The sequence below is a fragment of the Polaribacter sp. P097 genome, from assembly GCF_036864555.1.
In the GTDB taxonomy this organism is placed as follows: Bacteria; Bacteroidota; Bacteroidia; order Flavobacteriales; family Flavobacteriaceae; genus Polaribacter.
The window spans coordinates 782,178-806,425 of the sequence record NZ_JAZETJ010000001.1 but is presented as its reverse complement, the minus strand read 5'-3'; the positions used below and the strand labels follow the sequence as shown (position 1 = coordinate 806,425).

General features: G+C 30.0%; 23 protein-coding genes. 13 read left to right on the top strand and 10 right to left on the bottom strand.

Annotation, left to right across the window (positions count from 1 at the left end; genetic code table 11):
• Genes V7R38_RS03740 through V7R38_RS03730 form a run of 3 tightly spaced genes read left to right on the top strand, consistent with a single transcriptional unit; the run spans position 1 to position 3,337 of the window.
• Positions 1-1,077: a HesA/MoeB/ThiF family protein gene (locus V7R38_RS03740; protein WP_334056107.1), complete on the top strand. Its 1,077-nt coding sequence runs from the start codon at positions 1-3 to the stop codon at positions 1,075-1,077.
• Between the two features lies 1 nt (position 1,078).
• Complete coding sequence (locus V7R38_RS03735) at positions 1,079-1,564, top strand: hypothetical protein (RefSeq protein WP_015481669.1); 486 nt, start codon at positions 1,079-1,081, stop codon at positions 1,562-1,564.
• 3 nt (positions 1,565-1,567) lie between these two features.
• The gene (locus V7R38_RS03730) at positions 1,568-3,337 is read left to right on the top strand and encodes a MutS-related protein (protein ID WP_334056106.1); all 1,770 of its coding nucleotides are present in this window, start codon (positions 1,568-1,570) and stop codon (positions 3,335-3,337) included.
• A gap of 5 nt (positions 3,338-3,342) precedes the next feature.
• Here V7R38_RS03730 and gldD read toward each other — a convergent pair whose 3' ends face one another.
• The 4 genes from gldD to mutY are packed head-to-tail and all read right to left on the bottom strand — an operon-like array spanning position 3,343 to position 6,768.
• Positions 3,343-3,909: a gliding motility lipoprotein GldD gene (gldD, locus tag V7R38_RS03725; protein ID WP_334056105.1), complete on the bottom strand. Its 567-nt coding sequence runs from the start codon at positions 3,907-3,909 to the stop codon at positions 3,343-3,345.
• Complete coding sequence (gldE, locus tag V7R38_RS03720) at positions 3,902-5,230, bottom strand: gliding motility-associated protein GldE (RefSeq protein WP_334056104.1); 1,329 nt, start codon at positions 5,228-5,230, stop codon at positions 3,902-3,904. Before gldE ends, gldD begins: the two co-directional genes overlap by 8 nt.
• A 19-nt stretch (positions 5,231-5,249) precedes the next feature.
• Positions 5,250-5,684, bottom strand: coding sequence for a single-stranded DNA-binding protein (locus V7R38_RS03715; protein ID WP_334056103.1), 435 nt, complete (start codon positions 5,682-5,684; stop codon positions 5,250-5,252).
• Between the two features lie 40 nt (positions 5,685-5,724).
• Positions 5,725-6,768: an A/G-specific adenine glycosylase gene (gene mutY, locus V7R38_RS03710; protein ID WP_334056102.1), complete on the bottom strand. Its 1,044-nt coding sequence runs from the start codon at positions 6,766-6,768 to the stop codon at positions 5,725-5,727.
• Positions 6,769-6,909: 141 nt separating this feature from the next.
• Here mutY and V7R38_RS03705 point away from each other — a divergent pair, with 141 nt between their 5' ends.
• Positions 6,910-7,200, top strand: a complete 291-nt coding sequence (locus tag V7R38_RS03705; protein WP_015481675.1) for an HU family DNA-binding protein — start codon at positions 6,910-6,912, stop codon at positions 7,198-7,200.
• A 288-nt stretch (positions 7,201-7,488) separates the two neighbouring features.
• The gene (locus tag V7R38_RS03700) at positions 7,489-9,039 is read left to right on the top strand and encodes an Rne/Rng family ribonuclease (protein WP_015481676.1); all 1,551 of its coding nucleotides are present in this window, start codon (positions 7,489-7,491) and stop codon (positions 9,037-9,039) included.
• A gap of 84 nt (positions 9,040-9,123) precedes the next feature.
• Here V7R38_RS03700 and V7R38_RS03695 read toward each other — a convergent pair whose 3' ends face one another.
• Positions 9,124-10,179, bottom strand: coding sequence for an endonuclease/exonuclease/phosphatase family protein (locus tag V7R38_RS03695; protein WP_334056101.1), 1,056 nt, complete (start codon positions 10,177-10,179; stop codon positions 9,124-9,126).
• Positions 10,180-10,318: 139 nt separating this feature from the next.
• On the opposite strand from V7R38_RS03695, the gene V7R38_RS03690 reads away from it, so the two are divergent.
• The 7 genes from V7R38_RS03690 (at position 10,319) to truB (ending at position 17,689) form a co-directional block, all read left to right on the top strand.
• Positions 10,319-13,072: a carboxypeptidase-like regulatory domain-containing protein gene (locus V7R38_RS03690; RefSeq protein ID WP_334056100.1), complete on the top strand. Its 2,754-nt coding sequence runs from the start codon at positions 10,319-10,321 to the stop codon at positions 13,070-13,072.
• Between the two features lie 20 nt (positions 13,073-13,092).
• Positions 13,093-14,514 carry a DUF5689 domain-containing protein gene (locus V7R38_RS03685; RefSeq protein WP_334056099.1) on the top strand — a complete coding sequence of 474 codons (1,422 nt, stop codon included), beginning with the start codon at positions 13,093-13,095 and terminating at the stop codon, positions 14,512-14,514.
• 66 nt (positions 14,515-14,580) lie between these two features.
• Positions 14,581-14,982 carry a methylmalonyl-CoA epimerase gene (gene mce, locus V7R38_RS03680; RefSeq protein ID WP_334056098.1) on the top strand — a complete coding sequence of 134 codons (402 nt, stop codon included), beginning with the start codon at positions 14,581-14,583 and terminating at the stop codon, positions 14,980-14,982.
• Between the two features lie 73 nt (positions 14,983-15,055).
• Positions 15,056-15,934 (top strand): cell division protein FtsX, encoded by an 879-nt coding sequence (locus tag V7R38_RS03675; protein WP_015481681.1) that lies wholly within the window; start codon positions 15,056-15,058, stop codon positions 15,932-15,934.
• A 3-nt stretch (positions 15,935-15,937) separates the two neighbouring features.
• Complete coding sequence (locus V7R38_RS03670) at positions 15,938-16,180, top strand: DUF3098 domain-containing protein (RefSeq protein WP_015481682.1); 243 nt, start codon at positions 15,938-15,940, stop codon at positions 16,178-16,180.
• Positions 16,181-16,183: 3 nt separating this feature from the next.
• A complete protein-coding gene (locus V7R38_RS03665) occupies positions 16,184-16,981 on the top strand; it encodes an undecaprenyl-diphosphate phosphatase (protein ID WP_015481683.1) in 798 nt (265 codons plus the stop codon).
• Positions 16,982-16,993: 12 nt separating this feature from the next.
• Positions 16,994-17,689, top strand: a complete 696-nt coding sequence (gene truB / locus V7R38_RS03660) for a tRNA pseudouridine(55) synthase TruB (protein WP_334056097.1) — start codon at positions 16,994-16,996, stop codon at positions 17,687-17,689.
• Positions 17,690-17,694: 5 nt separating this feature from the next.
• Here truB and V7R38_RS03655 read toward each other — a convergent pair whose 3' ends face one another.
• The 4 genes from V7R38_RS03655 to V7R38_RS03640 all read right to left on the bottom strand — a co-directional run bounded on the left by V7R38_RS03655 (position 17,695) and on the right by V7R38_RS03640 (position 20,716).
• Positions 17,695-18,060, bottom strand: a complete 366-nt coding sequence (locus V7R38_RS03655) for a hypothetical protein (protein WP_334056096.1) — start codon at positions 18,058-18,060, stop codon at positions 17,695-17,697.
• Between the two features lie 89 nt (positions 18,061-18,149).
• Positions 18,150-19,436 carry an APC family permease gene (locus V7R38_RS03650; RefSeq protein WP_334056095.1) on the bottom strand — a complete coding sequence of 429 codons (1,287 nt, stop codon included), beginning with the start codon at positions 19,434-19,436 and terminating at the stop codon, positions 18,150-18,152.
• Positions 19,437-19,636: 200 nt separating this feature from the next.
• A complete protein-coding gene (locus V7R38_RS03645; RefSeq protein WP_015481687.1) occupies positions 19,637-20,500 on the bottom strand; it encodes a sigma-70 family RNA polymerase sigma factor in 864 nt (287 codons plus the stop codon).
• A 24-nt stretch (positions 20,501-20,524) separates the two neighbouring features.
• Positions 20,525-20,716, bottom strand: a complete 192-nt coding sequence (locus tag V7R38_RS03640; RefSeq protein ID WP_015481688.1) for a hypothetical protein — start codon at positions 20,714-20,716, stop codon at positions 20,525-20,527.
• A gap of 367 nt (positions 20,717-21,083) precedes the next feature.
• On the opposite strand from V7R38_RS03640, the gene V7R38_RS03635 reads away from it, so the two are divergent.
• Entirely contained in the window at positions 21,084-21,551 is a 468-nt protein-coding gene (locus tag V7R38_RS03635) for a hypothetical protein (RefSeq protein ID WP_015481689.1), read from the top strand.
• 55 nt (positions 21,552-21,606) lie between these two features.
• On the opposite strand, the gene V7R38_RS03630 is transcribed toward V7R38_RS03635, so the two are convergent.
• Positions 21,607-23,958 (bottom strand): TonB-dependent receptor, encoded by a 2,352-nt coding sequence (locus V7R38_RS03630; RefSeq protein WP_334056094.1) that lies wholly within the window; start codon positions 23,956-23,958, stop codon positions 21,607-21,609.
• Positions 23,959-24,248: the final 290 nt, after the last annotated feature.

Below are 24,248 nucleotides of genomic sequence, written 5' to 3'. Positions count from 1 at the left end.
ATGAAACCAACAAAAAATCAACTTTTTAAACGTCAAATTACTTTGTCAGAAATTGGTGAAGCTGGGCAAGAAAAGCTTCAGAATGCTTCAGTTTTAGTGGTTGGTTGTGGAGGTTTAGGTAGCCCAATTGCTGTGTATTTGGCTTCAAGTGGCGTTGGTAGAATTCATTTAGTAGATTTTGATACGGTTGATATTAGCAATTTGCACAGACAAGTTTTTTATGCTTTAGATGATGTAGGCAAACCAAAAGCCGAAGTTTTACGTAAGTTTATACAACAAAGAGCACCTTTTACAAAAATAGAAGTTACCAACAAAGCTGTTTCTAAAGACAATATTTTTGAGTTGCTAGAAAACATAGATGTGGTGGTTGATGGCACAGATTCTTTGCCAACAAAATATTTGTTGAATGATGCCTGTGTTCTAAAACAAAAACCTTTAGTGTATGGTTCTTTATATAAATTTGATGGTTATGTTGCCTCGTTTAATATGCTTCAGCAAGATGGAAGTTATTCAGGGAATTTAAGAGATGCGTTTCCTGAAATGGCAACAGATATTCCTAATTGCGAAGAAGCAGGAACTCTAAATGCCATTGTTGGTTTTATTGCAACAGCTCAAGTTAATGAGGTTTTAAAAATAATAACAGGAGTTGGAAAACCGCTAAATAGTGAATTGTTAATTTATAATTCGTTACAAAACACACAATTAAAAATGAAGTTAAAATCTATTTTTACCATAGATAAAATTAGCAAAATCTTCAAAGTACAAACTTATGTAGATGCAGCTTGTGCAAACCAAAATCCTGATTGGCAAATAACACCTGAAGAACTAAAAGAGAAATTAACTGATGATAATATTGAAATTATAGCAGTATTAAATAATTTGAAATTACCTTTTAAGGTGCATCAAACCATACATATTAATCAGTTTGATGCAGAAAAAATAGAGGTAGATCACAACAAAACCTATGTTATGGTTTGTCAACGAGGTTTAAACAGTTACAGAGCTACAGAAAGATTAAAGAAAAAATATCCCAATTTAAAGGTGTTGAATTTAACTGGGGGAATTTCTAGTTATTAAAATGACGAGTAACAAAACTGGTATTGTAAAAATAGTTTCAGGTAAAAGACCTTGGTACGAAAGAATTTTGGCGTCGGTTTTTTATGGTTCAGGATTTTACCTAATTTTTTTGTTCTACAAAAATGTTGAATATACTTTTACAGAAGAGTATTATATAAGTAATTTAGAGGTTCTGTCTGCATTAGTAGTGATTTTTAGTTTTGCAGTGAGATATTCTTATACAGTTAATCATCATTTTGATTTTGATCGAAAAAGATATAGAAAGTATTTTTCAGTAGGTCCAATTGGAATAGGAAAATGGGAAAAGTTAAAAACTCTTATAAGAGTTTCTACTTTTTTAAACGGACAAGGAAATTGTGAAGTTAACATTTGGGATGTTCATAATAAGAAATACAGAATAGCTTATTTTTTTGAAGTAGAAGATGCTGTAACTTATGGTAGAACTTTGGCTGATAAATTAGAAATTAAATTTTTGGAAAGAAGTTAAAGAATGCAAAACCCAACAGAATTTTATAATCAACAAAAGAGTAAGTTAGAAGTTAAATCTACAAACCTTAGAAAAAAATTAATCAATTTAGGAATAATAAGGTTTGCTGTGTTTCTAGTGACAATTATCTCTGTTTATCTTACTTTTAGTGATATTCCTTTAGCGCTAACCCTTGGTTTTCTAGGATTTTCTTTATTTACTTTTTTGGTGGTAAAATTCATTAATGTAAAAAGAGAAAAAGCAATTATTGATCTAAAAATTCAAATTAATTCTTTAGAAATTGAGGTTTTACAAGGTAATTTTCACGATTTAGATACTGGTAAAGAATTTGTAGACGCTACTCACTTTTATAGTAATGATATCGATTTGTTTGGTAAAGGTTCTTTCTTTCAATACACGAACAGAACAACTACTTTAGAAGGTAAGAAAACCTTGGCTAACATTTTAACTTCTAATAATATTGAGGCCATACAAGCAAAGCAAGAGGCTATTGAGGAATTGTCGAACAAAGTAAGTTGGAGACAGCATTTTTCTGCTTTAGCGAGTCTAGTTACAGTTAAAGATACTTCGAATACAATTTTAAGTTGGATTGTAAATTATAAATCTGTTTTCCCTAAATATTTAGCTAAAATTCAAGTAGTTTTTTCTATTATTTCTGTTCTATTGATTGGTTTAATTTCATTCGGAATTTTATCTTTTTCTTTTCTAACTGTTTGGTTTTTTACAGGTCTAATTATAACAAGTAGGTATTTAAAGAAAACAAATAATTTATATGCTGAAGCAGGCAAAGCAAAAGAGACTTTTAAGCAATATCATCAGCTATTAAATGAGATAGAAAAAGAGCAATTTGTAGCCGAAAATTTAATAACTAAACAAACTGTAATTCAATCAGAAAACAAAAAAGCATCAACCATATTTAAAGAGTTTTCTAAAATATTAGATGCTTTTGATAATCGAAACAATATTGTAATTGCAGTTTTAGGAAATGGTCTTTTTCTTTGGGATATTTTAAATGCTTGCAAAGTAGAAAAGTGGATTTCTAGCTACAAACACACAGTAGAAAATTGGTTTCAGGTGGTTGCTTATTTTGATGCACAAAACTCATTGGCCAATTTTAAATTTAATCATCCAGCATTTGTGTTTCCAGAAATTTTGGTAGATAAAGAAATTATAAAGTCTACGAATTTAGGGCACCCTTTATTAAAAGCTCATAAAAGAGTGAATAATGATTTTATAATTAATGATGCCCAATTTTTTATAATAACTGGTGCAAATATGGCTGGTAAAAGTACTTTTTTAAGAACTGTTTCTTTAGCCATAGTAAAGGCAAATTGTGGTTTACCTGTTTGTGCAGAAAGCTTTAAATATCATCCTATAAAATTAATTACTAGTATGCGAACTTCAGATTCTTTAACTGAAGATGAATCGTATTTTTATTCTGAATTAAAGCGCTTAAAATTTATTGTAGATCAAATCCAAAAGGAGAAATACTTTATTATTCTAGACGAGATTTTAAAAGGAACCAATAGTAAAGATAAAGCTACAGGCTCTAAAAAGTTTGTCGAAAAATTATCTAATTCTAAATCAACAGGAATTATAGCTACTCATGATGTGAGCTTGTGTGCTTTAGAATATGAATTTACAGCAATCAAAAATTATTATTTTGATGCAGAAATTAGCAATAATGAATTGCATTTTGATTACACTCTAAAAAACGGAGTTTGTAAAAATATGAATGCCTCTTTCCTTTTAGAAAAAATGGATATTGTGTAGTTGCATTATTCTTTCCACTCCAAGCTTTCCATTAATTTTAGAATATCATTTTTAATATAAGCAACTGCAGGTAAAATAGAATCGTAATTTGGTTTTGCGTAAAAATATAAAGAGCCTTTTATGAAATTTTTTGTACTATCTGTTGCATGAAATTGTAAGTGAGATGCTGCATTTCCTGTAATTTCATATAAACTACCAAATACTTTGTTTTCTTCGTTTACAAAATCTCTAGGTATAATTTGTTCAGCCTTAACAGCATGTTTAAAAACTAATTTTTCTGCTTCTGTTAAGAGTTCTGTTAGATTATTTTCTACAGGTCTGTAGGTAATGTCTATAGATGCTTTTAGGTTAGGATATTTAATTTTTAGCCAATTATTCTTTTCATCTACAGTAATGATTTGTGAAGGTATTTTAAATGAATAAGGGCGTTCTAACTCTAATGCCTTGTATTTATTTTCTGGGTATTCTAAACTCAAATATCCTTTAGGTTTTGGCAATACTTCATCTTTACAAGAAGTAGTAATTACCAATATAAATACAGCTAATAAATACCTTAAAATTCTATTATACATTTCTTGTAGCTTTAACTTGTTTTATGCGTTTTTTATCTAACGCTTCAATAGTAAACGTATAATTCTTAAAGTTTATTTTCTCTCCTTTTTTAGGAAATTTACCTGAGATTTCTAAGATAAAACCAGCTAAAGTTTCACTCTCTCCTTTTTCTTCCTCAAAGATTTCTTCATCTTCATCATCTAAGACTTTACAGAAATCTTTAATAGTAGTTTTGCCTTCAAAAATGTAATTGTTGGCGTCAATCTTAGAATATTGCAAATCATCATCATCAAATTCGTCATTTATATCACCTACAATTTCTTCAATAACATCTTCTAAAGTTACTAAACCACTTGTGCCTCCATATTCATCTACAACAATTGCTAAATGATTTTTACGATCTCTAAAATCGTCTAATAAATCATCTAACTTTTTATTTTCTGGTACAAAAAAGGCTTCTCTTACTAAAGATTGCCATTTAAAATTCTTTTTATTTAAATGTGCCAATAAATCTTTGGCATATAAAACACCTATAATATTGTCTATATTTTCTTTATAAACAGGATTTCGAGAATATCCGTTCTCTAAAATTTTATTAAGAACAACTTCATAATTTTCTTCATCAGAAAGCGCAAAAATGTCTATTCTTGGTTTCATGATTTGCACAGTTTCTGTGTTACCAAAATTTACGATTCCTTCTAAAATCTTTTGCTCGTCTTTGGTTGTTGCGCCTTCAGAAGTAAGTTCTAATGCCTGTGACAAAGTCTCTACAGAAAAGTTAGAGTTTTTATTGCCTAATTTCTTTTCAATAAACTTTGTTAAAGCGATTAATGGTAGTGTAAAAGGAGTTAAAATTACATTTACAACATGTATAAATTTAGACATGTTTTTAGAAAAACGAAGCGCATTTCTAGATGCATATACTTTAGGTAAAACTTCACCAAAAAGTAAAATTAAAAAGGTAACTAATACAATTTCTATTAAAAATCGAATAGGTACTACAAAAAGATATAGGTTAAGTTGATAATCAAAACCACTAAATAAAGTTTCTGCTAAAGAAGCAAATAACAGTACAATAAGAATATTGATAAAATTATTGGTGATAAGAATAGTTGCCAATAACTTTCTGGGTCTTTCTAATAGAGTAACGATTACATTGGTTTCTTTACTTTCATTTGATAGTTCGTTTAAATCTGTTTGAGAAAGAGAGAAAAAAGCAACTTCGGTACCCGAAATTAATGCAGAGCTAATTAAAAGAATAATAAGAGCAATTGCATTTATGCCAGTTATAAAATCAATTGATGAAAGTAGTAAGAATAAAGGTTCAGGATCTGGATCCAATTTTATCGTTTTTGGTTAATTAAAATGGTAAATCGTCATTTTCTTCTTCAACAATAGTGTTTTTTGCTGGTGCTGCAGGTGGTTCTGTTTGTTGAATTGTATTTGAAGGCTCTGCATTTCTTTTTGTAGATAGCATCGTCATTTCATTTACTTGAACTTCTGTAGAGTAACGTTTCACTCCATCTTGTTCCCATTGTCTGTTTTTTAATTTGCCTTCTACGTAAACTTTATCGCCTTTGGTTAAATATTTTTCACAAACCTTAGCTAGCCCATTTCTAACAACAATATTATGCCAATCTGTATTTGTTATTTTTTCTCCAGTTTGTTTATTGGTATAGCTTTCTGAAGTTGCTATAGGAAAACGACCCACACAATTTTGATCATCAAAATAATGCATTTTTACTTCGTCTCCTAAATTTCCTATTAAAATAACTTTGTTAATTGTACCTGCCATAGCTTGTTTGTTTCTTACTCAAATGTACTAAAAAAAATGATTAATTTTTGAGTTTAAAATCTTCTAGGAAATTTGCAATTAGAACTGGTACAGGATAATCTTCTATGCTTTTCCAAGAAATGTTTGCAGAATAAAGCTGTTCTGTTTCTATTACCCAAAACTGTGTGTATAAATGCTGATGGGAGAGTTTGTGTACTATATCTTTTTTGTTAAATAACGATATTGAAACATCATTTGGAAAAAGTTCGTTAAATATATCTGATGCTAGCAGTTCCTCTTTAGTGATCATATGAGTGTCTTCCACTAAAGGAAATTGATACAGTCCTTGCCAAATACCCTTACCTTTTCTTTCGGTAAGAATTGTTTTATCATCTTTAGTTTTTACCACTAAATAGTTAAAGTATCGTTTTTTTACTTTTACTTTTTTCTCTTTTACAGGTAAAACTTCAATTAAATTCTTTTGTAAGGCCACACAACTTTCAGAAAAAGGACAAAACATACACAATGGTTTTTTAGGTTTACATTGTATGGCACCAAAATCCATAATTGCTTGGTTAAAAGTACCTGGTTGTGATTTATCGATTAAACTTTGTGCCAGTTCTTTAAACTCTTTTATTCCTTTAGATGAATTAATAGGTGTGTTAATGCCAAAATACCTAGAGAGTACTCTATATACATTGCCATCTACAACTGCTGTTGGCTCATTAAAGGCAATTGAGGCAATTGCAGATGCTGTGTAATCACCAACACCTTTTAATTTTATGATGTCTTTAAACGTACTTGGAAACTCGCCATTAAAATCTGAAACAATTTGTTTGGCAGAAAAGTGTAAATTTCTAGCCCTAGAGTAATAACCTAAACCTTGCCACATTTTTAAAACCGTGCTTTCATCTGCATTTGCAAGGTCGAAAACTGTTGGAAAATTGGTCGTAAATTTCTGGTAATAGTCTAAACCTTGCGCAACTCTTGTTTGCTGCAACATAATTTCTGACAACCAAATAAAATATGGATTTTTAGTTTTACGCCAAGGTAATTCTCTTTTGTTTTGTAAGTACCAGAAAATTAAAGTGTTAGAAAATTTCATTTTTAAAAAATAGATTTGCAATATTACATTTTAAAATTCACATAATTTTAAGTCTTTAAGTTTTCGGAATTGATTAATTATCATATATTTGCATCCGCATTTTTGAAACAAAATAATTAAGAATATAGTAAAAATAGAAACATGACGAAAGCAGATATCGTATCAAAAATTTCAGATAAATCAGGAATCGAAAAAACAGATGTTTTAGCAACAGTTGAAGCATTTATGACTGAAGTTAAAGATGCATTAGAAAATGGTGATAATGTTTATTTAAGAGGTTTTGGTAGTTTTATTATCAAAACAAGAGCAGAAAAAACTGGTAGAAATATTTCAAAGAATACAACTATTAAGATTCCAGCTCATAATATTCCAGCTTTTAAACCAGCTAAAACTTTTACAGAAGGTGTAAAAAATAAAGTAGCTGTTAAATAACAAAATATTAATCTAAACCGTTAAAGGTTTGCAAAACACTAGAATTTATGCCAAGTGGTAAAAAAAGAAAGAGAGCAAAAATCTCTACGCACAAAAGAAAGAAAAGAGCTAGAGCTAATAGACACAAGAAAAAGTAAGCATTTGCTTACTTTTTCGTTTATTGTTTAGCGAAAAAATTACAAGTTCATTGACATCGAGGTTATTTAAACAAACCTCAAATGGTATTATAAATACCTGACAATATTAATCCATCTGCACAAGTATGTGCAGTGTTAAAACCAGTTCAGTATGAAAACAGAATTAATAATTCGTAGTAATTCATCTGATATTGATTTTGCCTTATTAAGAGATGGAAAACTTATTGAATTAAATAATGAAACAACTGATAACAAATTCTCTGTTGGCGATATTTTTTTGGCCAAAATAGGAAAAGTGTTAACAGGTTTAAACGCTTCGTTTGTAAATGTAGGCTATCCAAAAGATGGTTTTTTACATTATCATGATTTAGGAGCGCAAGTAAACTCATTAAACTCGTTCATTAAGAAAGTAAGCACAGGTAGGTATAAAGAATTCACTTTAAAGAACTTTCGAAAGGAAGCAGACATCAACAAAGACGGTAGTATTAAAGATGTACTAAAAACAGGGCAAAACCTATTAGTACAAATAGTAAAAGAACCAATTTCTACAAAAGGCCCAAGATTAAGTTCTGAGTTGTCTATAGCAGGTAGATTTTTGGTCTTAGTTCCTTTTTCTAACAGAGTATCTGTATCTCAAAAAATTGCAGATCCTAAAGAAAAAGAACGTTTAAAAAGATTAGCGAAAAGCATTAAACCTAAAGGGTTTGGTGTTATTTTAAGAACTGTTGCAGAAGGTAAAAAAGTAGCAGAATTAGATAAAGATTTGCAAAACTCTTTAGAACGCTGGAAAACAATGTGTAAGAGAATACCTAACACAAACACTCCAACTAAAATTTTAAGCGAGCTAAACAGAGCATCTTCTATTCTAAGAGATGTTATGAATGAATCCTTCACAAATATTGTAACAAATGATGAAACTTTGAAAGTAGAAATAAAAGAGTATTTACAGGAAATATATCCTGAAAAGGAAAAGATTGTAAAACTTCATAAATCTACAGTTCCAATTTTTGAAAAATATGGAATAGAAAGACAAATTAAAACATCGTTTGGAAAAACAGTTTCTATGAGCAAAGGTGCCTATTTAGTTATAGAGCATACAGAAGCTTTACACGTTATTGATGTTAATAGCGGAAACAGATCTAACAAAGCAGGTTCTCAAGAAGATACAGCATTAGAAGTAAACTTAATTTCTGCCACAGAAATTGCACGTCAATTACAATTGCGTGATATGGGTGGTATTATTGTAGTTGATTTTATTGATATGCATAAAGCTGAAAACAGAAATAAATTGTTTCAGCATCTTAAAGAGCAAATGGCTTTAGACAGAACAAAACACAAAATTTTACCACCAACTAAATTTGGATTAGTGCAAATTACAAGGCAAAGGGTTAGACCTGAGTTGAGTATAAAAACTACCGAGCCAAATCCGAATAAAGATGGTCAAGTAGAAGCTCCTATTGTTTTATTAGATAAAATAGAAGCTGATTTAGAGAAATTCATTTCTAAATTAGAGAGCAGCAAATCAACCAATAAAAAGATTCAATTACATATTCATCCTTTTATTGCTGCCTATTTAACTAAAGGAGTTAACTCAGTACGTTTTAAGTGGTACTTAAAACACAAAAAGTGGATTACAATTATACCTAGAGACGCTTACACATATTTATATTATAAATTTACTTCTGTTAAAGAAGAAGTTTAAAATGTAATAAGGCAATAATTTATTATCATAAAAAAACCCGAAACTTTTACAGTTTCGGGTTTTTTGTTTTTAGAATATTCGGTTTTATTTCTTTTCTTTAATCAAATACATATATACAGGGTAATGATCTGAATAACCACCTGTATAACCACCATATGAAAAACTTCTAAAAGGGTAGCCTTTAAACTGGCCTTTTCTATTGGTTAAAAAACGCTTGTTAAAAATCATTGCTTTAAACATTTTATAGTCAGAGAAGTCTTTTTCACCTTTATCTAATAAGGGTGATGAGATTAAAATCATATCAAATAAATTGATGTTATCTCTATAGCCTAATGTATTAAAACCTCTTCTATGCAAATCTTCATATGGGTTGTAAATGTCTAAATCACCCACTTCACTTTTATCACTTTTAGTTTTTAGAACTTCTTTAAAACTAGTGTTTGTTGGGTCATCATTAAAATCGCCCATTGTTATAATCTTAGCATTTGGGTCTTTCTCTCTAATTTGTGCTATAATTTTTGTGTTTTGGTAAGCAGCTTTTTCACGTAAAGGCCTGCTTTTTGCTTCACCACCACTTCTAGAAGGCCAGTGGTTTACAATTATATGTATTAATTCATCATCTAAATATCCAGATACTAAAAGCTGATCTCTGGTATAAACCTTATATCCATTTCTGTAAATATTAGGATTAAAAACTTCATGATGCACAGGTTTAAAATATCTTTTTTGATATAAAAGTGCTACATCAATTCCACGTTTGTCTGGAGAATCATAATGTATAATTCCATACCCTTTTTTAGCTAAATTTTTAGACTTCACCAAATCTTCTAAAACACTAAGATTTTCAACTTCGGACACACCTAAAAGAGTAGGAGAAGTGTTTGCTTTATCTGCCCCAATTTGCATAATAACACTACTTAACTTATCAATCTTATCCCAATAAACCTCAGACCTGTTAGACTTAAGCTCCATCATTGGGCTAGCTTCATCGTTTATAGAAGTATCGTTAATAGTATCGAATAAGTTTTCTAAATTATAAAATGCTATAGTTCTAATATTGTATTGCTTACCTTTTTTTTGAGCTTGTACTGAAAAGGCTACTATAAAAAGTAGCACTAAAAAAGATAGTGTTTTTTTCATTTCTTTAAGTTTTTGCAATAATATAAAACATATTGTATGCTAGAAATTATATAATGTTATATTAACATTAGGGTTTCTTAAAATATGTTAATTTTGCGCGAAATTGGTATTGAATATTTAATTAATTTAAAAAATTTTTATGAAACAAACTGTTTTAACAGTATTATTGTTTTGCTTCTTTATAACAGGGCTGCAGGCACAAAATATTGTAAAAGGAATTGTTGTTGATGGCGATTCTGAAAAACCTTTAAACGATGTTTCTGTTACTTTAAGCAAAAATAGTTCTTACATGGTAAAAACAGACCAAAATGGTGTTTTTACATTGCAAAAGTTAAGTAATGGCAGTTACATTTTACAAATTAAATTAAAGGGTTACGAAGTTCAAAATTTTCCTGTAGAGCTTACTGGTAATTCAATTGATTTAGGAACTATTTTATTATATAAAGATTTTTCTATAGATCAAGATTTAAGCTTAATTACAATTACAGATGATGAATTAAATGATGATGCAAGTGCTGCAGATAATATTGCTGGTTTATTACAAGCTACAAGAGATATTTATTTAAGAACAGCCGCTTTTGAATTTAGTTCTTCTTTCTTTAGAATAAAAGGTTTAGATTCTGGTAATGGTAAAGTACTTATTAACGGAATTGAAATGAATAAGTTATATGATGGAAGAGCTCAATGGAGTAACTGGGGTGGTTTGAATGACGTTTTAAGAAATCAGGAATTTAGTAATGGTTTAGCACCATCTAACTATACTTTTGGTGGTATTTTAGGTTCTACAAATATAGATACTAGAGCTTCAGAACAAAGAGCAGGTACTCGTATTTCATATTCTTCATCTAACAGAAGTTATGTACACAGAGTTATGGCTACACATTCTACAGGTACTTTAGAAGGGGGTTGGTCTATGACTTTTTCTGGAAGTAGAAGAACTGGTATAGAGGGTTTTAATGAAGGTACTTCTTACAATGCCTACTCTTTATTTGCGTCTATAGAAAAGAAGATAAATGACAATCACAGCATAAACTTCACCTCTATTTTTACACCTAATAGAAGAGGTAAATCATCTCCAAACACTCAAGAAGTTTTTGACTTAAAAGGTATAGCTTATAATGATTATTGGGGATATTTAAATGACAGAAAAGTAAACTCTAGAATTAAAGAAGTAGAAGAACCAATTCTAATGTTAAATCATTATTGGGATTTGAATGATAAAACTTCTTTACAAACAAATATTGCCTATCAATTTGGTAAAATTGGTAACAGTCGTTTAGATTTTAATGGAGGTGCCAATCCAAGTCCAACTTACTACCAATACTTGCCAAGCTTCTTTGAAAGAAATGATGATTTAGAAGGTGCGTATGAGGCTAGAGACCGTTTTGAGAATGATGGTCAATTAGATTGGAACAGAATTTTTGATGCAAACATTACAAACAGAGCAGCTGGCTTAAACAATGCTTATGTTTTGTATGAAGACAGAAATGATGATAAACAGCTTACTGTAAATTCAATTTTAAATTCAGAATTAACAGAGAATATTACTTTAAATGCAAAATTAGAATACAAAAGATTACGTTCTCATAGTTTTGCAGAAGTAATCGATTTATTAGGTGGTACAGGTTATTTAGATATAAATCCGTTTGCAGATACAATGGATGCTATGCAAAACAACTTGTTAGACCCAAATAGAGTGGTTGGAGTTGGAGAAACATTCAGGTACAACTACAAATTAAATTCAGATGTTGTTGGTGCATTTACTCAAGCACAATTTAAATACAATAAAGTAGATTTTTATGGTGCTGTAAATGTTTCAAGAACCACACATCAAAGAGAAGGGTTATATCAAAATGGACGTTTTGTAAATAATTCCTTAGGCCTATCTGAAAAGTTAGATTTTACAAACTACGGTTTAAAAGCGGGTGCAACTTATAAAATTACTGGGCGTCATTTAATAGATGCAAATGTTGCTTATATGACTCAAGCACCTACAATTAGAAACTCTTTTTCTAACTCAAGAGAAAATAATACAGTTGTAGAAGATTTACAAAGCGAAAAAGTATTTTCTACAGACTTAAGTTACATTGTTAGAAGCCCTATTATTACTTCTAGATTAACAGCTTACTACACAAATGTACAAGATGCAACAGAAATATCTTTCTATTTTGCAGATGGTGTTGGAGGAGATAACACTGCATTTGTACAAGAAGTTTTATCAGGAATAGAAAGAAATCACATTGGTTTAGAATTAGGTATAGAAGCACAAGTAACTTCTACAATTAAATTAAAAGGTGCAGCATCAATTGGGCAATTTACCTATGCTAATAATCCAGATTTATACCTAACATCTGATGTTGCAGATAATGGTGGTTTTGATAGCAACTTTAGATCTAAAAACTACGTAGCTTTATTAGAAAACTACAAATTGGCTTCTGGTCCTCAAAATGCTTATTCAGTAGGTTTTGAATACAGAGATCCAGATTATTGGTGGGTTGGTGCAACAACCAACTTCTTTACTAATACTTATGTAGATGTAGCGCCTTTAACAAGGTCTTCTAATTTCTATGAAGATGCAGATGGTTTACCATTTAGCGATTACGATCCAGAATTAGCCAAAGAATTATTACAACAAGAAAAGTTTGACGATTATATGGTTGTAAACTTAATTGGTGGTAAATCTTGGAAAATAGGAGATAAGTTTATCAGTGTTTTTGCAACTGTGAATAACTTATTTAACAAAGAATACAAATCTGGTGGATTTGAACAAGGAAGAAACGCAAATTTCAGACAATTAAGAGATGATAAAGCGTTAGATACTCCAGTTTTTGGTAACAAATATTGGTATGGTAGAGGTACAACGTACTTTTTAAATGTGAACTTAAGATTTTAATGATATTAAATAAATTAATTATGAAAACAAATAAAACAATCATCTTATTATTAGCTTTTGTTGCTAGTATATCTTTTACATCGTGTGTAGAGGATGGAGATTTTACTGTACCTCAAAGTATAGGCGCAGAAGAAAATGCAGCAGTTGAAACAATAGAGGCAGAACTAGCAGATCCAAATAGCGGTTTAACAGAAATTTCTATTTCAAATTTAGCTGGCTTGGTTGTAAATGGTCAAGCAACAGAAATTACATCAAACATTGTTGTTAAGGGCTATGTAACATCATCAGACGAAACAGGTAATTTTTACAAAGAATTTTTTATTCAAGATAAGCCAGAAAATCCAACAGCTGCAATAAAAGTAGCTTTAGAATTGGTAGATTCTTACAACAAATTTAACATTGGTAGAGAGGTTTATGTAAGGTTAAATGGTTTATATGTTGGTGAAGTTCGTTCAGGAGATGGTGTAGCAACAATTGGTGGTGATAAAAACGATGATGGAGATGAAGTAGAAAACTTATCTCTAAATCAATTAGAAACACAATTATTTAGATCTTCAAACACAGAAACTATTGTACCATTAAACGTAAAATTTTCAGAAATTAATGCCAGTCATATTGGTATGTTTGTTCAAGTAGATAATGCTCAGTTTCCAACAACTTTAGCTGGTAAAACTTACGTTGATGCTAATGATCAGTTCGATACTCAAAGAACGTTACAAAGTTGTGATGGTTTTGGTTTTACCACCTTTATCTTAGAAACTTCTGCATTTGCAAGCTTTAAGTTTGCTACACTTCCTGAAGGTGGTGGTTCTATTTCAGGTGTTGTATCTAAAACTTTTAATGGTAGTGATTTAGTTTTAGCATTAAATAATAATTCTGATGTGGATATGTCTGGAGCTAGATGTACACCTTTAGATATTAATGATTTTAATGTAATTGTAGAAGAAGATTTTGATTCTGGTGTGGATAACACAACATTTAATTTTCCTGGCTGGACAAACTTTGCTGAAGAAGGAAGCGAATTATGGACAGAGCAGGTTTTTAGTGGTAATGGTTATGGAGAATTCAGTACGTTTAGATCTGGAGATGACGTAAATGTTGGTTGGTTAATTTCACCAAGTATAGATATGGATGCTCAAACAAACGAGTTCCTAAACTTTCAAGTAGCTCAGCACCATTTAGATTCTGTAGACAATACTTTAGAGGTATTTGTATCTACAGACTATGATGGTTCTAATGTCACTGCTGCAACTTGGCAACCAGTTTCTGCAAACTTACCTGTACCAAGTGATTCTTGGTATGCATTTAAAGATTCTGGTTTGGTAGATTTATCTACTTACACAGGTACGCTTTACGTAGGTTTTAAAGTTACAGGTTCAGGTAATGACACTACCTTAGATGGTGCTTATATGATAGACGATTTTAAAGTATTAGCTCAATAAGCTTACTTTTTTAAATAAATCTAAAACCAGTAAAGTTTTCTTTACTGGTTTTTTTATTTTTACACTATGAATAAGATAGAACATATAGGTATTGCAGTTAAAGATTTAGAAAAATCAAATAAGGTTTTTGCATCACTTTTTGGTAAAGAACACTACAAAATAGAAGAGGTTTTATCAGAAGGCGTAAAAACATCATTTTTTAAAACAGGCCCCAATAAAATTGAGCTTTTAGAGGCTACTAATGAAGAGAGTCCTATTGCTAAATTCATAGCCAAGAAAGGCGAAGGTATACATCACATTGCCTTTGCTGTAGATGATATTCTTAGCGAAATAAAAAGATTAAAAGAAGAAGGTTTTGTTGTTTTAAACGAAACCCCAAAAAAAGGAGCAGACAATAAATTGGTAGCCTTTGTTCATCCTAAATCTACAAATGGTGTGCTTGTAGAATTGTGCCAAGAAATCAATTAGTTAAAATACTGCAAACTCTTCTTATCAACTGATTTCTAATTATTATCTTGCAATCGATTAAACCTTAAAATCAATGTCCAAAAAATTTGATTCTTATCAAAAAAGACGCTTACAATCTTCTTACATATCTGTTGTAATTAGTATTGCTTTGGTGTTATTTATGGTGGGTGTTTTAAGTTTAATAGTTTTAAAAAGCACAAAAGTTGCTAACTACGTTAAAGAAAAAGTGGCTATTACACTTTTTATAAAAGATAATGTTACTCAGAAGCAAATTAAAACATTTAGAGAATCTTTGTTAGAAGAAGAGTTTACTAAAAAAGCAATTTATACAAGTAAAGCTCAAGCAGCAAAAAGGTTTAGTGAGCAAATAGGTGAAGATTTTTTAGAGTTTTTAGGAGAAAATCCTTTAAAAAACGGAGTTGACATTTACCTAAAAGCAGACTATGTTACTCCAGAAAAAGTAGCTGAGTTAGAACAAAGGTTTCAAAAAAATGCTTTTGTAGCTGATGTTTCTTATGATAAACCATTAATAAATCTACTAACTAAAAATATAAAGCGTATTAGCTTTTGGCTTTTGGTTTTAAGTAGTTTTTTTGGCTTAGTAGCCATGATTTTAATAAACAGTTCTATACGATTATCTATCTACTCTAAACGTTTTAATATTAAAACAATGCAAATGGTTGGAGCTACAAAGAGTTTTATTAGAAGACCATTTATTTTTAGAAGCTTAAAATTAGGTTTGTTAGGTGCATTGATTGCATTAATGGGTATAGCAGTTATTATTTACTATTTAGACAAATACATACCAAGTTTAAACTTTTTAGAAGATTATGTTACCTTAACTTACATATCAGGTATTGTAATTTTATCTTCATTAATCATTACTTGGATTAGCACATTTTTTGCAACACAACGTTTTTTAAACTTGCAAACAGACGAATTATATTATTAAAATATGAAAAATAAGGTACAGCAAAAACCAGAGTTTTTATTTGGTAAAAGAAATTATATCATAATGCTTATAGGCATTGTGTTTATTACTGTTGGATTTATATTTATGTCTGGAGGAGGTAGTGATGACCCAAATGTTTTTAATGAAGAAATCTATAATTGGCAAAGAATTCGTTTGGCACCAACTTTAGTGATTATTGGTTTAGCTATCGAGATTTATGCAATTTTAGCAGATCCTAAAAAATAATATATGGACATTATAGAAGCTATTGTTCTTGGCGTAATTCAAGGTCTAACAGAGTTTTTACCAGTTTCTTCTAGTGGTCATTTAGAATTGGCTAAAGCTATTTTGGGTGATACATCTGTACCTGAAGAAAGTTTAACTTTTACTGTGGTTTTACATTTTGCAACAGCCCTTAGTACATTAGTAATTTTTAGAAAAGAAGTAGCAGAAATCTTAAAAGGTTTATTTCAGTTTAAATGGAATGATCAAACTAAATTTTCTATCAAAATTATTATTTCAATGATACCAGCTGTCATTGTAGGTTTATTGTTTGAAGAACAATTAGAAGCCTTTTTTGGAGGTAAAATACTTTTGGTAGGTATTATGCTTTTAGTTACAGCTGTTTTATTATTATTAGCAGATAAAGCCAAAAACACGAATAAAGAAGTCTCTTTTTCAAACTCAGTAATTATTGGTATTTCACAAGCTATTGCTATGTTACCAGGTATTTCTAGATCTGGAGCAACTATATCTACATCCGTTTTATTGGGTATAGACAGAACCAAAGCTGCTCGTTTTTCCTTTTTAATGGTGGTACCATTAATCTTTGGTAAAATAGGTAAAGATGTTTTAAGTGGAGATTTAAATTTTCAATCTTCAGAGATGTTACCAATAAGTGCAGGTTTTATAGCTGCATTTTTAGCTGGTATTTTGGCTTGCAAATGGATGATTGCTTTAGTGAAAAAAAGCAAACTGTCTTACTTTTCATTATACTGTGCAATTGTAGGATTTATAGCTATTGCTTACAGCTTATTCTCGGCATAAATTCAGTTGTTGATGACAGAAGAAGATTATAAAAACGGACAAGTTTTACTGATTGATAAACCACTTACATGGACCTCTTTTCAAGTGGTAAATAAATTGCGTTGGCATATTAAGCAACGATTTAACATCAAAAAAATTAAAGTGGGTCATGCAGGTACTCTAGATCCGTTAGCTACTGGTTTGTTAATTATTTGTACAGGTAAACAGACTAAAGAAATAAATACTTATCAAGGTCAAATAAAAGAATATACAGGTACTTTTACAATTGGATCTACTACACCTAGTTATGACCTAGAAACTGAAGTAGATGAAACGTTTTCTACAGAACATATTACTTCAGATTTATTAAAAGAAACTACCTTACAGTTTATTGGAGATATTCAACAAAAGCCACCTATTTTCTCTGCAATTAAGAAAGATGGTAAACGCTTGTATGAATTGGCTAGAAAAGGAGAAACAACAGAAATTAAATCGAGAACAGTTACTATATCTGAATTTGAAATTACAAAAGTAGCGCTACCAAATGTTGAATTTAGAGTTGTTTGTTCTAAAGGAACTTACATTAGATCTCTTGCTTACGATTTTGGAAAAGCACTTAACTCTGGTGCTCATTTATCTGTTTTAAGAAGAACAAAAATTGGAGAATTTTCTGTAGAAAATGCAGAATCTATAGAAGGTTTTATAGAAAAGCTAAAATCTGAAGATTAATTTTTTTATTCGTTTTTAATTTCTTCAAAGTCTAGAGTGGCTTTTATTTTATGTTTAGCATTTGTATCTAAATACAATTCTTGGTCTTTTAAAAGCTTAATTTTTTTCTCTTTTCCTTTTAGAATAGTGTACGTCTTTAAGATTTCACCATTTTTTTGAATACGAATACTAAATTTTTTCTTTCCTGTATTTTTTACAATCGCGTAACAATCTTGTCCATAATAAGGGTTTATTGCACCATCTTGACCTTTTCCTTTACCAGTCATGAGCATGTTTACATTTGCATCAAGTTCAAATTTATTTTCTTGAGAGTAAATTTCTAGGTTAGTAAATAATAGACAAACAAATAGCAGAGCAAAAACATTTTTCATAATAAATGAGTTAAGACTGGTAACGATTAAAACTCTAAATTACTGAAAATGAATGTTTAAAATTGTTAATGATTAGCCAAAATAATGGTTTACTTTTTTTGACTAGAAGTTCTTTTATAGAATAGTTCTACCAAAAAACTGAGGAAAATTATACCTAAAGCATTAAAAACGCCAATTTTGTTTTCTTCAAATTGCTGATATAGAAGAGTAAGAAAAGCAATAAAACAGATTATTGTTGCTATTAAGTGTATCAACTTATTTGAATTTAAAGTTTCATGTTTTTTAAAACCAATGAAATTTACAATGGTAAAAATTAGTAAAAAACCAGAACTACCAGCTGTAGATATACTTTTTAAATCAATTGTATTTACCAGAGCAACCGCTAAAATTGCAGTAATTAAAAACCCAATTGGTTTACCCCAAAACTTATGACTGAAATATTTAGGCAGTTCATCATCTTTAGCAATATCAAAATTTACTCTTCCACTTCCTAAAACTGTTGCATTTATTGCAGAAAATGTAGAAATCATAGCTGTTATTGTAATTATGGTAAAGCCTATTTTACCTAAGGTTGGCTCTGCTGCTTTAGCCAAAACATATTCTTCTGCACTTGCAATAGCATCAAAAGGTAGGGCTCCAATAGTTACAATGGCAATTAAAATATAGAGAATAACAACAAATCCAACAGCTCCAAAATAAGCTTTCTCTGTATTTTTTTCTTTGTTTTTTAAGTCTCCAATTGAGTTTGCAATCAATTCAAAACCCTCATAAGCTACAAAAATAACCATACCACCAGAAAGTAAAAGTAGTGGAGCTTCCCAATTTTCGGGAGAAAGTTGATCTAAATTCGATTTGTTTTGAGATATTCCATAAAAACCTACAGCAATAAAAGCAATAAGAATTATTAATTTAACAACTACAGAAACAGATTCTATAGAACTTACAAGTTTTATACTTAAATAGTTAATAAAAAGTGCGAGTAGAATAATGGCTGTTTGAAAAATCTTAACATCAACCTCATTATTATCAGTAATTGAAATAAGTTCTGCACTGTAAGAGCCAAAAGCAGAGGCGTATAAGGCTAACATTACAATGTAACTAATCCATAGCAAATTATTAATACCACCAGCAAATATTCCATTTCCAAATTGATGATGTACAAAGCGAACTGTACCTCCGTTTTCTGGATATTTTTTAGAGAGTTTGGCATAAGAATATGCAGTAAGTAACGCAATAATTCCTGCAAACAAAAAAGCGATTGGTGTACCACCTTTCGCTAGGGAAACTGCCAAACCAAGAACAGCGAAAATACCTCCACCAACCATACCACCAATACCAATAAATATGGCATCTTTAAGCCCTATTTTAGCACTCATATTTTTTTATAAATTAAGTATTTAAAGGTTTATTCGTAAAAATAAGGGAAACTAAAAATACTAACAACTAAAGTTTAATAGAAGTTTTATTTTTAAATATTTTATTTCTGGATTAATGAAAATAAAAAAATGCTAAAATATATAAGTGATATACATTTTAGCATTTTTAATTTTTATTGAAATAAACTAGATCGTTGTTTCTATCCTAAATAATAACGTAAAACTTCGGTTCTAGATTTGTTTTGCAATCGTCTAATAGCTCTTTGTTTTACTTGTCTTACTCGTTCTCGAGTTAAATCGAAAGTTTCACCTATTTCAGACAGGCTTGATGCTGTATGATTGCCTAAACCAAAAAACATTTTTATTACTTTAGCTTCTTTATGAGACAAGGTTTCTAAAGCTCTATCAATTTCTATATCTAATGATTGTTTCATTAAATTTTTATCTGGTCTTGGAGATTCATCAGACTTTAACACATTGTATAAATTAGAATCTTCACCTTCTCTAAAAGGGGCATCCATAGAAACATGTCTACCTGAGTTTTTCATAGATTGAGCTACATTTCTAACTGTAGTATCTAATTCATTTGCAATTTCTACATAAGTTGGTATTCTTTCATTTCTTTGCTCTAACTTAGAATATACTTTGTTGATTTTGCTAATACTACCAATTTTATTTAAAGGTAAACGAACAATTCTTGATTGTTCTGCTAACGATTGCATGATAGATTGTCTAATCCACCAAACTGCATAAGAAATAAACTTGAAACCTCTAGTTTCGTCAAAACGTTTAGCAGCTTTTACCAAACCTAAATTACCTTCATTAATTAAATCAGATAATTTTAAACCTTGATTTTGGTATTGTTTTGCCACAGAAACAACAAATCGTAAGTTAGCTTTTACCAATTTATCTAGAGCTCTTTGATCACCAGCTTTAATTTTAAGTGCCAATTCTACTTCTTCATCAGCAGTAATAAGGTCTATTTTACCTATTTCTTGAAAATATTTTTCTAATGATTTGGTGTCTCTGTTGGTTACTTGCTTTACAATTTTTAATTGTCTCATAAATCGATTTTAATTTTTAAGTTCTTAAATAAATAGGTTACAATCTCCACAGTCTTTTACCTCTCCATAGTAAGTTTCTCTATACTTATGTATGGTTTTCACAGGGAAACCTAATACGTGTTTTTTAATATAAACTACTTTAGAGTTTAAAATACCCATTGCAGATGAGTAGTATTTTTCTTGTTTTGTACTTCGTTTAATTTGAATTAATTTCATAATAGTAATGGTTAGAACGCAAACAATTTGCGTTCATTTATTAATAAGTAATAAATAATAATTTACCAGTTAGCAGAAAAGCTAGAAGGCAGAGGAATAAAATGGTACAGCAGCTTTATAAATAGAAGAATTAATAATCTGTTTGTACGCTTTAATTTTCATAGATGGCAAAATTACAAAAAATAAGCCGTTTTTGCTAAAAATTGACGTTTTTTATTCGTTTTTAATCAAAAATGGACTAAAAATGACCAAAAACGACAAATTTTGATGTTTTATTGAATGAGTCAAACACACTATGTTTTGGGTCAATAGAAACTGTAATGAGGTAGTACATTTGTACCATAATTAAATAGTAAACGAAAAGATTATGAAAACGATAAAAAGATTTACAGCAATTTTAGCCATGGCTTCTATAGTATTTGTGGCTTGTGATGCTAAGAAAGAAAAAGAATATAATTTAGATTTAAATGATGGTACATCAGTATTTTATAATTCTAATGATGAAGATGCTTTAAGAATTAATGGATGGACCTCTTTTAACGCAACTAACGAAACTTTAATTGGTTTAGAAGAAACAGATTATGATTTGCCAATGACTAGTTTAGAAAACTTAAACGATCCTATTGCAAACCTATCTAACTCTATACCAACTTCATTAAAAACAGAAGAGGTTTTAGAAGATATTGAGGATGTGCAAGAAGAGTACACAAAATTGATTAACGAAAAGAACGAACCTTTAGATAACGTTAAACAAAACATGGAAGAACTTGTAGAAAAGTTCGATGATTTAAGAGAAGAATTGAATGAAACAGTAGAAGACTATATTACTGAGTAATATAGCACATAAAGTGAAAGTAAAAAGGGAAGTTATTAACTTCCCTTTTTTTTGTTTAAAATCTTAAGGTTGCCCCAATTAAAAAGTTTCTAGTTGCTTGTGGGTAGTACCCTGCACCATCAACTGTGGTTACTGTACCAGGTACAGAAAAATCATCATCATAAGTATAATAATAACCTCTATCTACATATTCAGTATCAAAAATATTATTAATTAATGCTGTTAATGTAATTGAATCGAAGATTTTATTTGGTGTAATTGTGTACACAATATTGATATCGCTTGTAAAGTAGCTTTCTAAAACATCGTTTGTAGAAATTGCGCTACTTAAGTTGCTTAAAAACTGTTCACCAACATATTTTGATAATAAGGTTAACTGTAAATTATCTGTTGGGTTATAGATAAACATGTTACCCACTATTACATTTGGTGAAAACGAAATATCTGTATTCCCTAATAATTCAGGAGTTGTACTCCCATCTCTTGTAATAAAAAAGTCTCTGTTTTTGTTGGTGCTAAAAGCGGCATTTGGTTTCCAAGAAAATTTATCAGAAAAACGAATATCAGCATCTATTTCTAAACCTAATCTATAACTGCTACCAGATGTTTCTCTTACAGGAGCTCCAACATCATCTAACGCGCCTGTTAAAACTAACTGGTTCTTATAATCCATATAATAAACGTTAGTATTTAATTTAACTTTACCATTATTTAAACGCCAACCTACTTCTAAATCGTTTAAAGTTTCTGGTGTAGAAACTCCATTCTCAAAATCGTTTCTATTAGGTTCTCTATTTGCAACAGCAAACGACGTATATAAATTGTTGTTTGCATTTACATTATAAGTTAAACCAAATTTTGGATTAAAGAAATCGAAATTAGCATCTACATCTATAGGTGCTCTGTCTGAAGTTAAACCTTGTGTTTGATAAGAAACAAAACGCCCTTGTAAATCTGCATAACCAGATAATTTTTCTGAGATGTAAAAATTAGCTTTTGCAAAAAGTGAAAAGTCATTTTTTGTAGCATCAGAAAAATAGTAACGATCTCTAATTTCTGTATTTGGCGCTAAATCAGACCCCCAAATAACTTCACCAAAATGATCTCCAGTATAATTTGAGTAAGAGATTCCTGTAATTAAATTTAATTTTTCGGTTTTGTAATTTGTATTAAAGTTAGCTACATAAAAATCATTATCTAACCAACGTCTTACAATAACATCACTGCCATCTACAATTAAATTATTAAAATCTGCAGCAGATTCTCCTGGTTTGTACTGCTCAAAAAATCCAGATCCTTTAGTATAGTTTAAACCTAAAGTAGTACTCCATTTTTCATTTAACTGCTCATTCCAATGCAATTGATAATGGTTTTGCCCATAATCATCTACTTCATTTTCATAGGTATATGGGTTTTGTCTTCTATCTTGTGCTAACTGAGTAGCATCTAAACCAAACCAAGATTGGTAAGTTCTTTCTTCACCACCAAAAGTTATGGCCTTTATAAGAGTATTATCATCTGAATAACTACCTTGTAAATAGTACGATTTTAAATCTGTAAAAGCTCTATCTACATAACCATCAGAATAAATGTCAGACAAACGTCCTGCAAATTCTATATGGTCGTTAATTTTACCTGTACTAAATTTTACAGTGTGTTTACGTGTGCCAAAAGAACCAAAAGAATTCGAAATTTCTCCATAAGCTTCTTCAGAAACAGCATCTGTTAAAATATTTAAACTTGCACCAAAAGCACCTGAACCATTGGTTGATGTACCTACACCTCTTTGCAGTTGTAAGTTTTCTGTAGACGATGCAAAATCACCTAAATTAACCCAAAAAGTTCCATGACTTTCTGCATCATTATAAGGTATACCATTTACGGTTACGTTAATTCTTTCTCCATTAGAACCACGCACATTCATGTAAGTGTAACCAACACCTGCACCTGCATCTGAAGATGAAATAACAGAAGGTAAATAGTTTAATAAAATAGGAATGTCTTGTCCTAAATTACGCTTTGCGATTTCCTTTTTAGATAAATTAGAAAATGTTACAGGAATATCTGCATTTACCCTTACAGCATTTACAAGAACTTCATCTAATACAGTATTTTCATATTGCAGGGTAAAGTTGACAGTTACATTTTCATTGGTAATTACAATGCCTTGTAAATAGCTTTTGTAACCTAGATAAGTTACTTGAATAAAATGTTCACCTTTTGGCAAATTTAGTAGGTAAGAACCATCTGCTTTAGTAGTGGTACCTCTCTGTAAATTTTTTGCATAAACAGTTGCATTGGCTAAAGGTTCGTTGTTTTGGTCTACTACTTTTCCTGAAAGTTGGTAGGACTGTGCGTTTACAAGTATACTTGCAAACAAGAATAAAAAAATGATAGTTTTTTTCATTTTAAAAAATTTAAAACGAATAAAAAGAGGTAATTATTCTTGTAATTAATAGTGAATAATTAGTGTGTCATTCAAAGATGACTTTGTTAAACATCCCTAAACAGCATTATCTGTTCTAGGTTCATTGGGTATGATCTCAGCTTTTTACAGCACCCCTTTTGAGAACGCTGCAAAATTAAGTGCTAAATATGTATTATGAAATAGAAATATGCTTTTTTTTACTTTTAGTATATGGTGTAGAAAATTACGGAATAGAGCACATCATTGCTATCTGTATTCAATAAATTTGT

Bases quoted from the DNA above. Each gene is read 5' to 3' on its own strand.
- V7R38_RS03730 (WP_334056106.1), top strand. From the start codon at position 1,568: ATGCAAAACCCAACAGAATTTTATAATCAACAAAAGAGTAAGTTAGAA.
- V7R38_RS03645 (WP_015481687.1), bottom strand. From the start codon at position 20,500: ATGAGACAATTAAAAATTGTAAAGCAAGTAACCAACAGAGACACCAAA.
- mutY (WP_334056102.1), bottom strand. From the start codon at position 6,768: ATGAAATTTTCTAACACTTTAATTTTCTGGTACTTACAAAACAAAAGA.
- V7R38_RS03685 (WP_334056099.1), top strand. From the start codon at position 13,093: ATGAAAACAAATAAAACAATCATCTTATTATTAGCTTTTGTTGCTAGT.
- V7R38_RS03665 (WP_015481683.1), top strand. From the start codon at position 16,184: ATGGACATTATAGAAGCTATTGTTCTTGGCGTAATTCAAGGTCTAACA.
- V7R38_RS03695 (WP_334056101.1), bottom strand. From the start codon at position 10,179: ATGAAAAAAACACTATCTTTTTTAGTGCTACTTTTTATAGTAGCCTTT.
- V7R38_RS03740 (WP_334056107.1), top strand. From the start codon at position 1: ATGAAACCAACAAAAAATCAACTTTTTAAACGTCAAATTACTTTGTCA.
- V7R38_RS03690 (WP_334056100.1), top strand. From the start codon at position 10,319: ATGAAACAAACTGTTTTAACAGTATTATTGTTTTGCTTCTTTATAACA.
- gldD (WP_334056105.1), bottom strand. From the start codon at position 3,909: ATGTATAATAGAATTTTAAGGTATTTATTAGCTGTATTTATATTGGTA.
- V7R38_RS03705 (WP_015481675.1), top strand. From the start codon at position 6,910: ATGACGAAAGCAGATATCGTATCAAAAATTTCAGATAAATCAGGAATC.
- V7R38_RS03675 (WP_015481681.1), top strand. From the start codon at position 15,056: ATGTCCAAAAAATTTGATTCTTATCAAAAAAGACGCTTACAATCTTCT.
- V7R38_RS03635 (WP_015481689.1), top strand. From the start codon at position 21,084: ATGAAAACGATAAAAAGATTTACAGCAATTTTAGCCATGGCTTCTATA.
- V7R38_RS03640 (WP_015481688.1), bottom strand. From the start codon at position 20,716: ATGAAATTAATTCAAATTAAACGAAGTACAAAACAAGAAAAATACTAC.
- V7R38_RS03670 (WP_015481682.1), top strand. From the start codon at position 15,938: ATGAAAAATAAGGTACAGCAAAAACCAGAGTTTTTATTTGGTAAAAGA.
- V7R38_RS03715 (WP_334056103.1), bottom strand. From the start codon at position 5,684: ATGGCAGGTACAATTAACAAAGTTATTTTAATAGGAAATTTAGGAGAC.
- V7R38_RS03655 (WP_334056096.1), bottom strand. From the start codon at position 18,060: ATGAAAAATGTTTTTGCTCTGCTATTTGTTTGTCTATTATTTACTAAC.
- V7R38_RS03630 (WP_334056094.1), bottom strand. From the start codon at position 23,958: ATGAAAAAAACTATCATTTTTTTATTCTTGTTTGCAAGTATACTTGTA.
- truB (WP_334056097.1), top strand. From the start codon at position 16,994: ATGACAGAAGAAGATTATAAAAACGGACAAGTTTTACTGATTGATAAA.
- V7R38_RS03650 (WP_334056095.1), bottom strand. From the start codon at position 19,436: ATGAGTGCTAAAATAGGGCTTAAAGATGCCATATTTATTGGTATTGGT.
- V7R38_RS03700 (WP_015481676.1), top strand. From the start codon at position 7,489: ATGAAAACAGAATTAATAATTCGTAGTAATTCATCTGATATTGATTTT.
- V7R38_RS03735 (WP_015481669.1), top strand. From the start codon at position 1,079: ATGACGAGTAACAAAACTGGTATTGTAAAAATAGTTTCAGGTAAAAGA.
- mce (WP_334056098.1), top strand. From the start codon at position 14,581: ATGAATAAGATAGAACATATAGGTATTGCAGTTAAAGATTTAGAAAAA.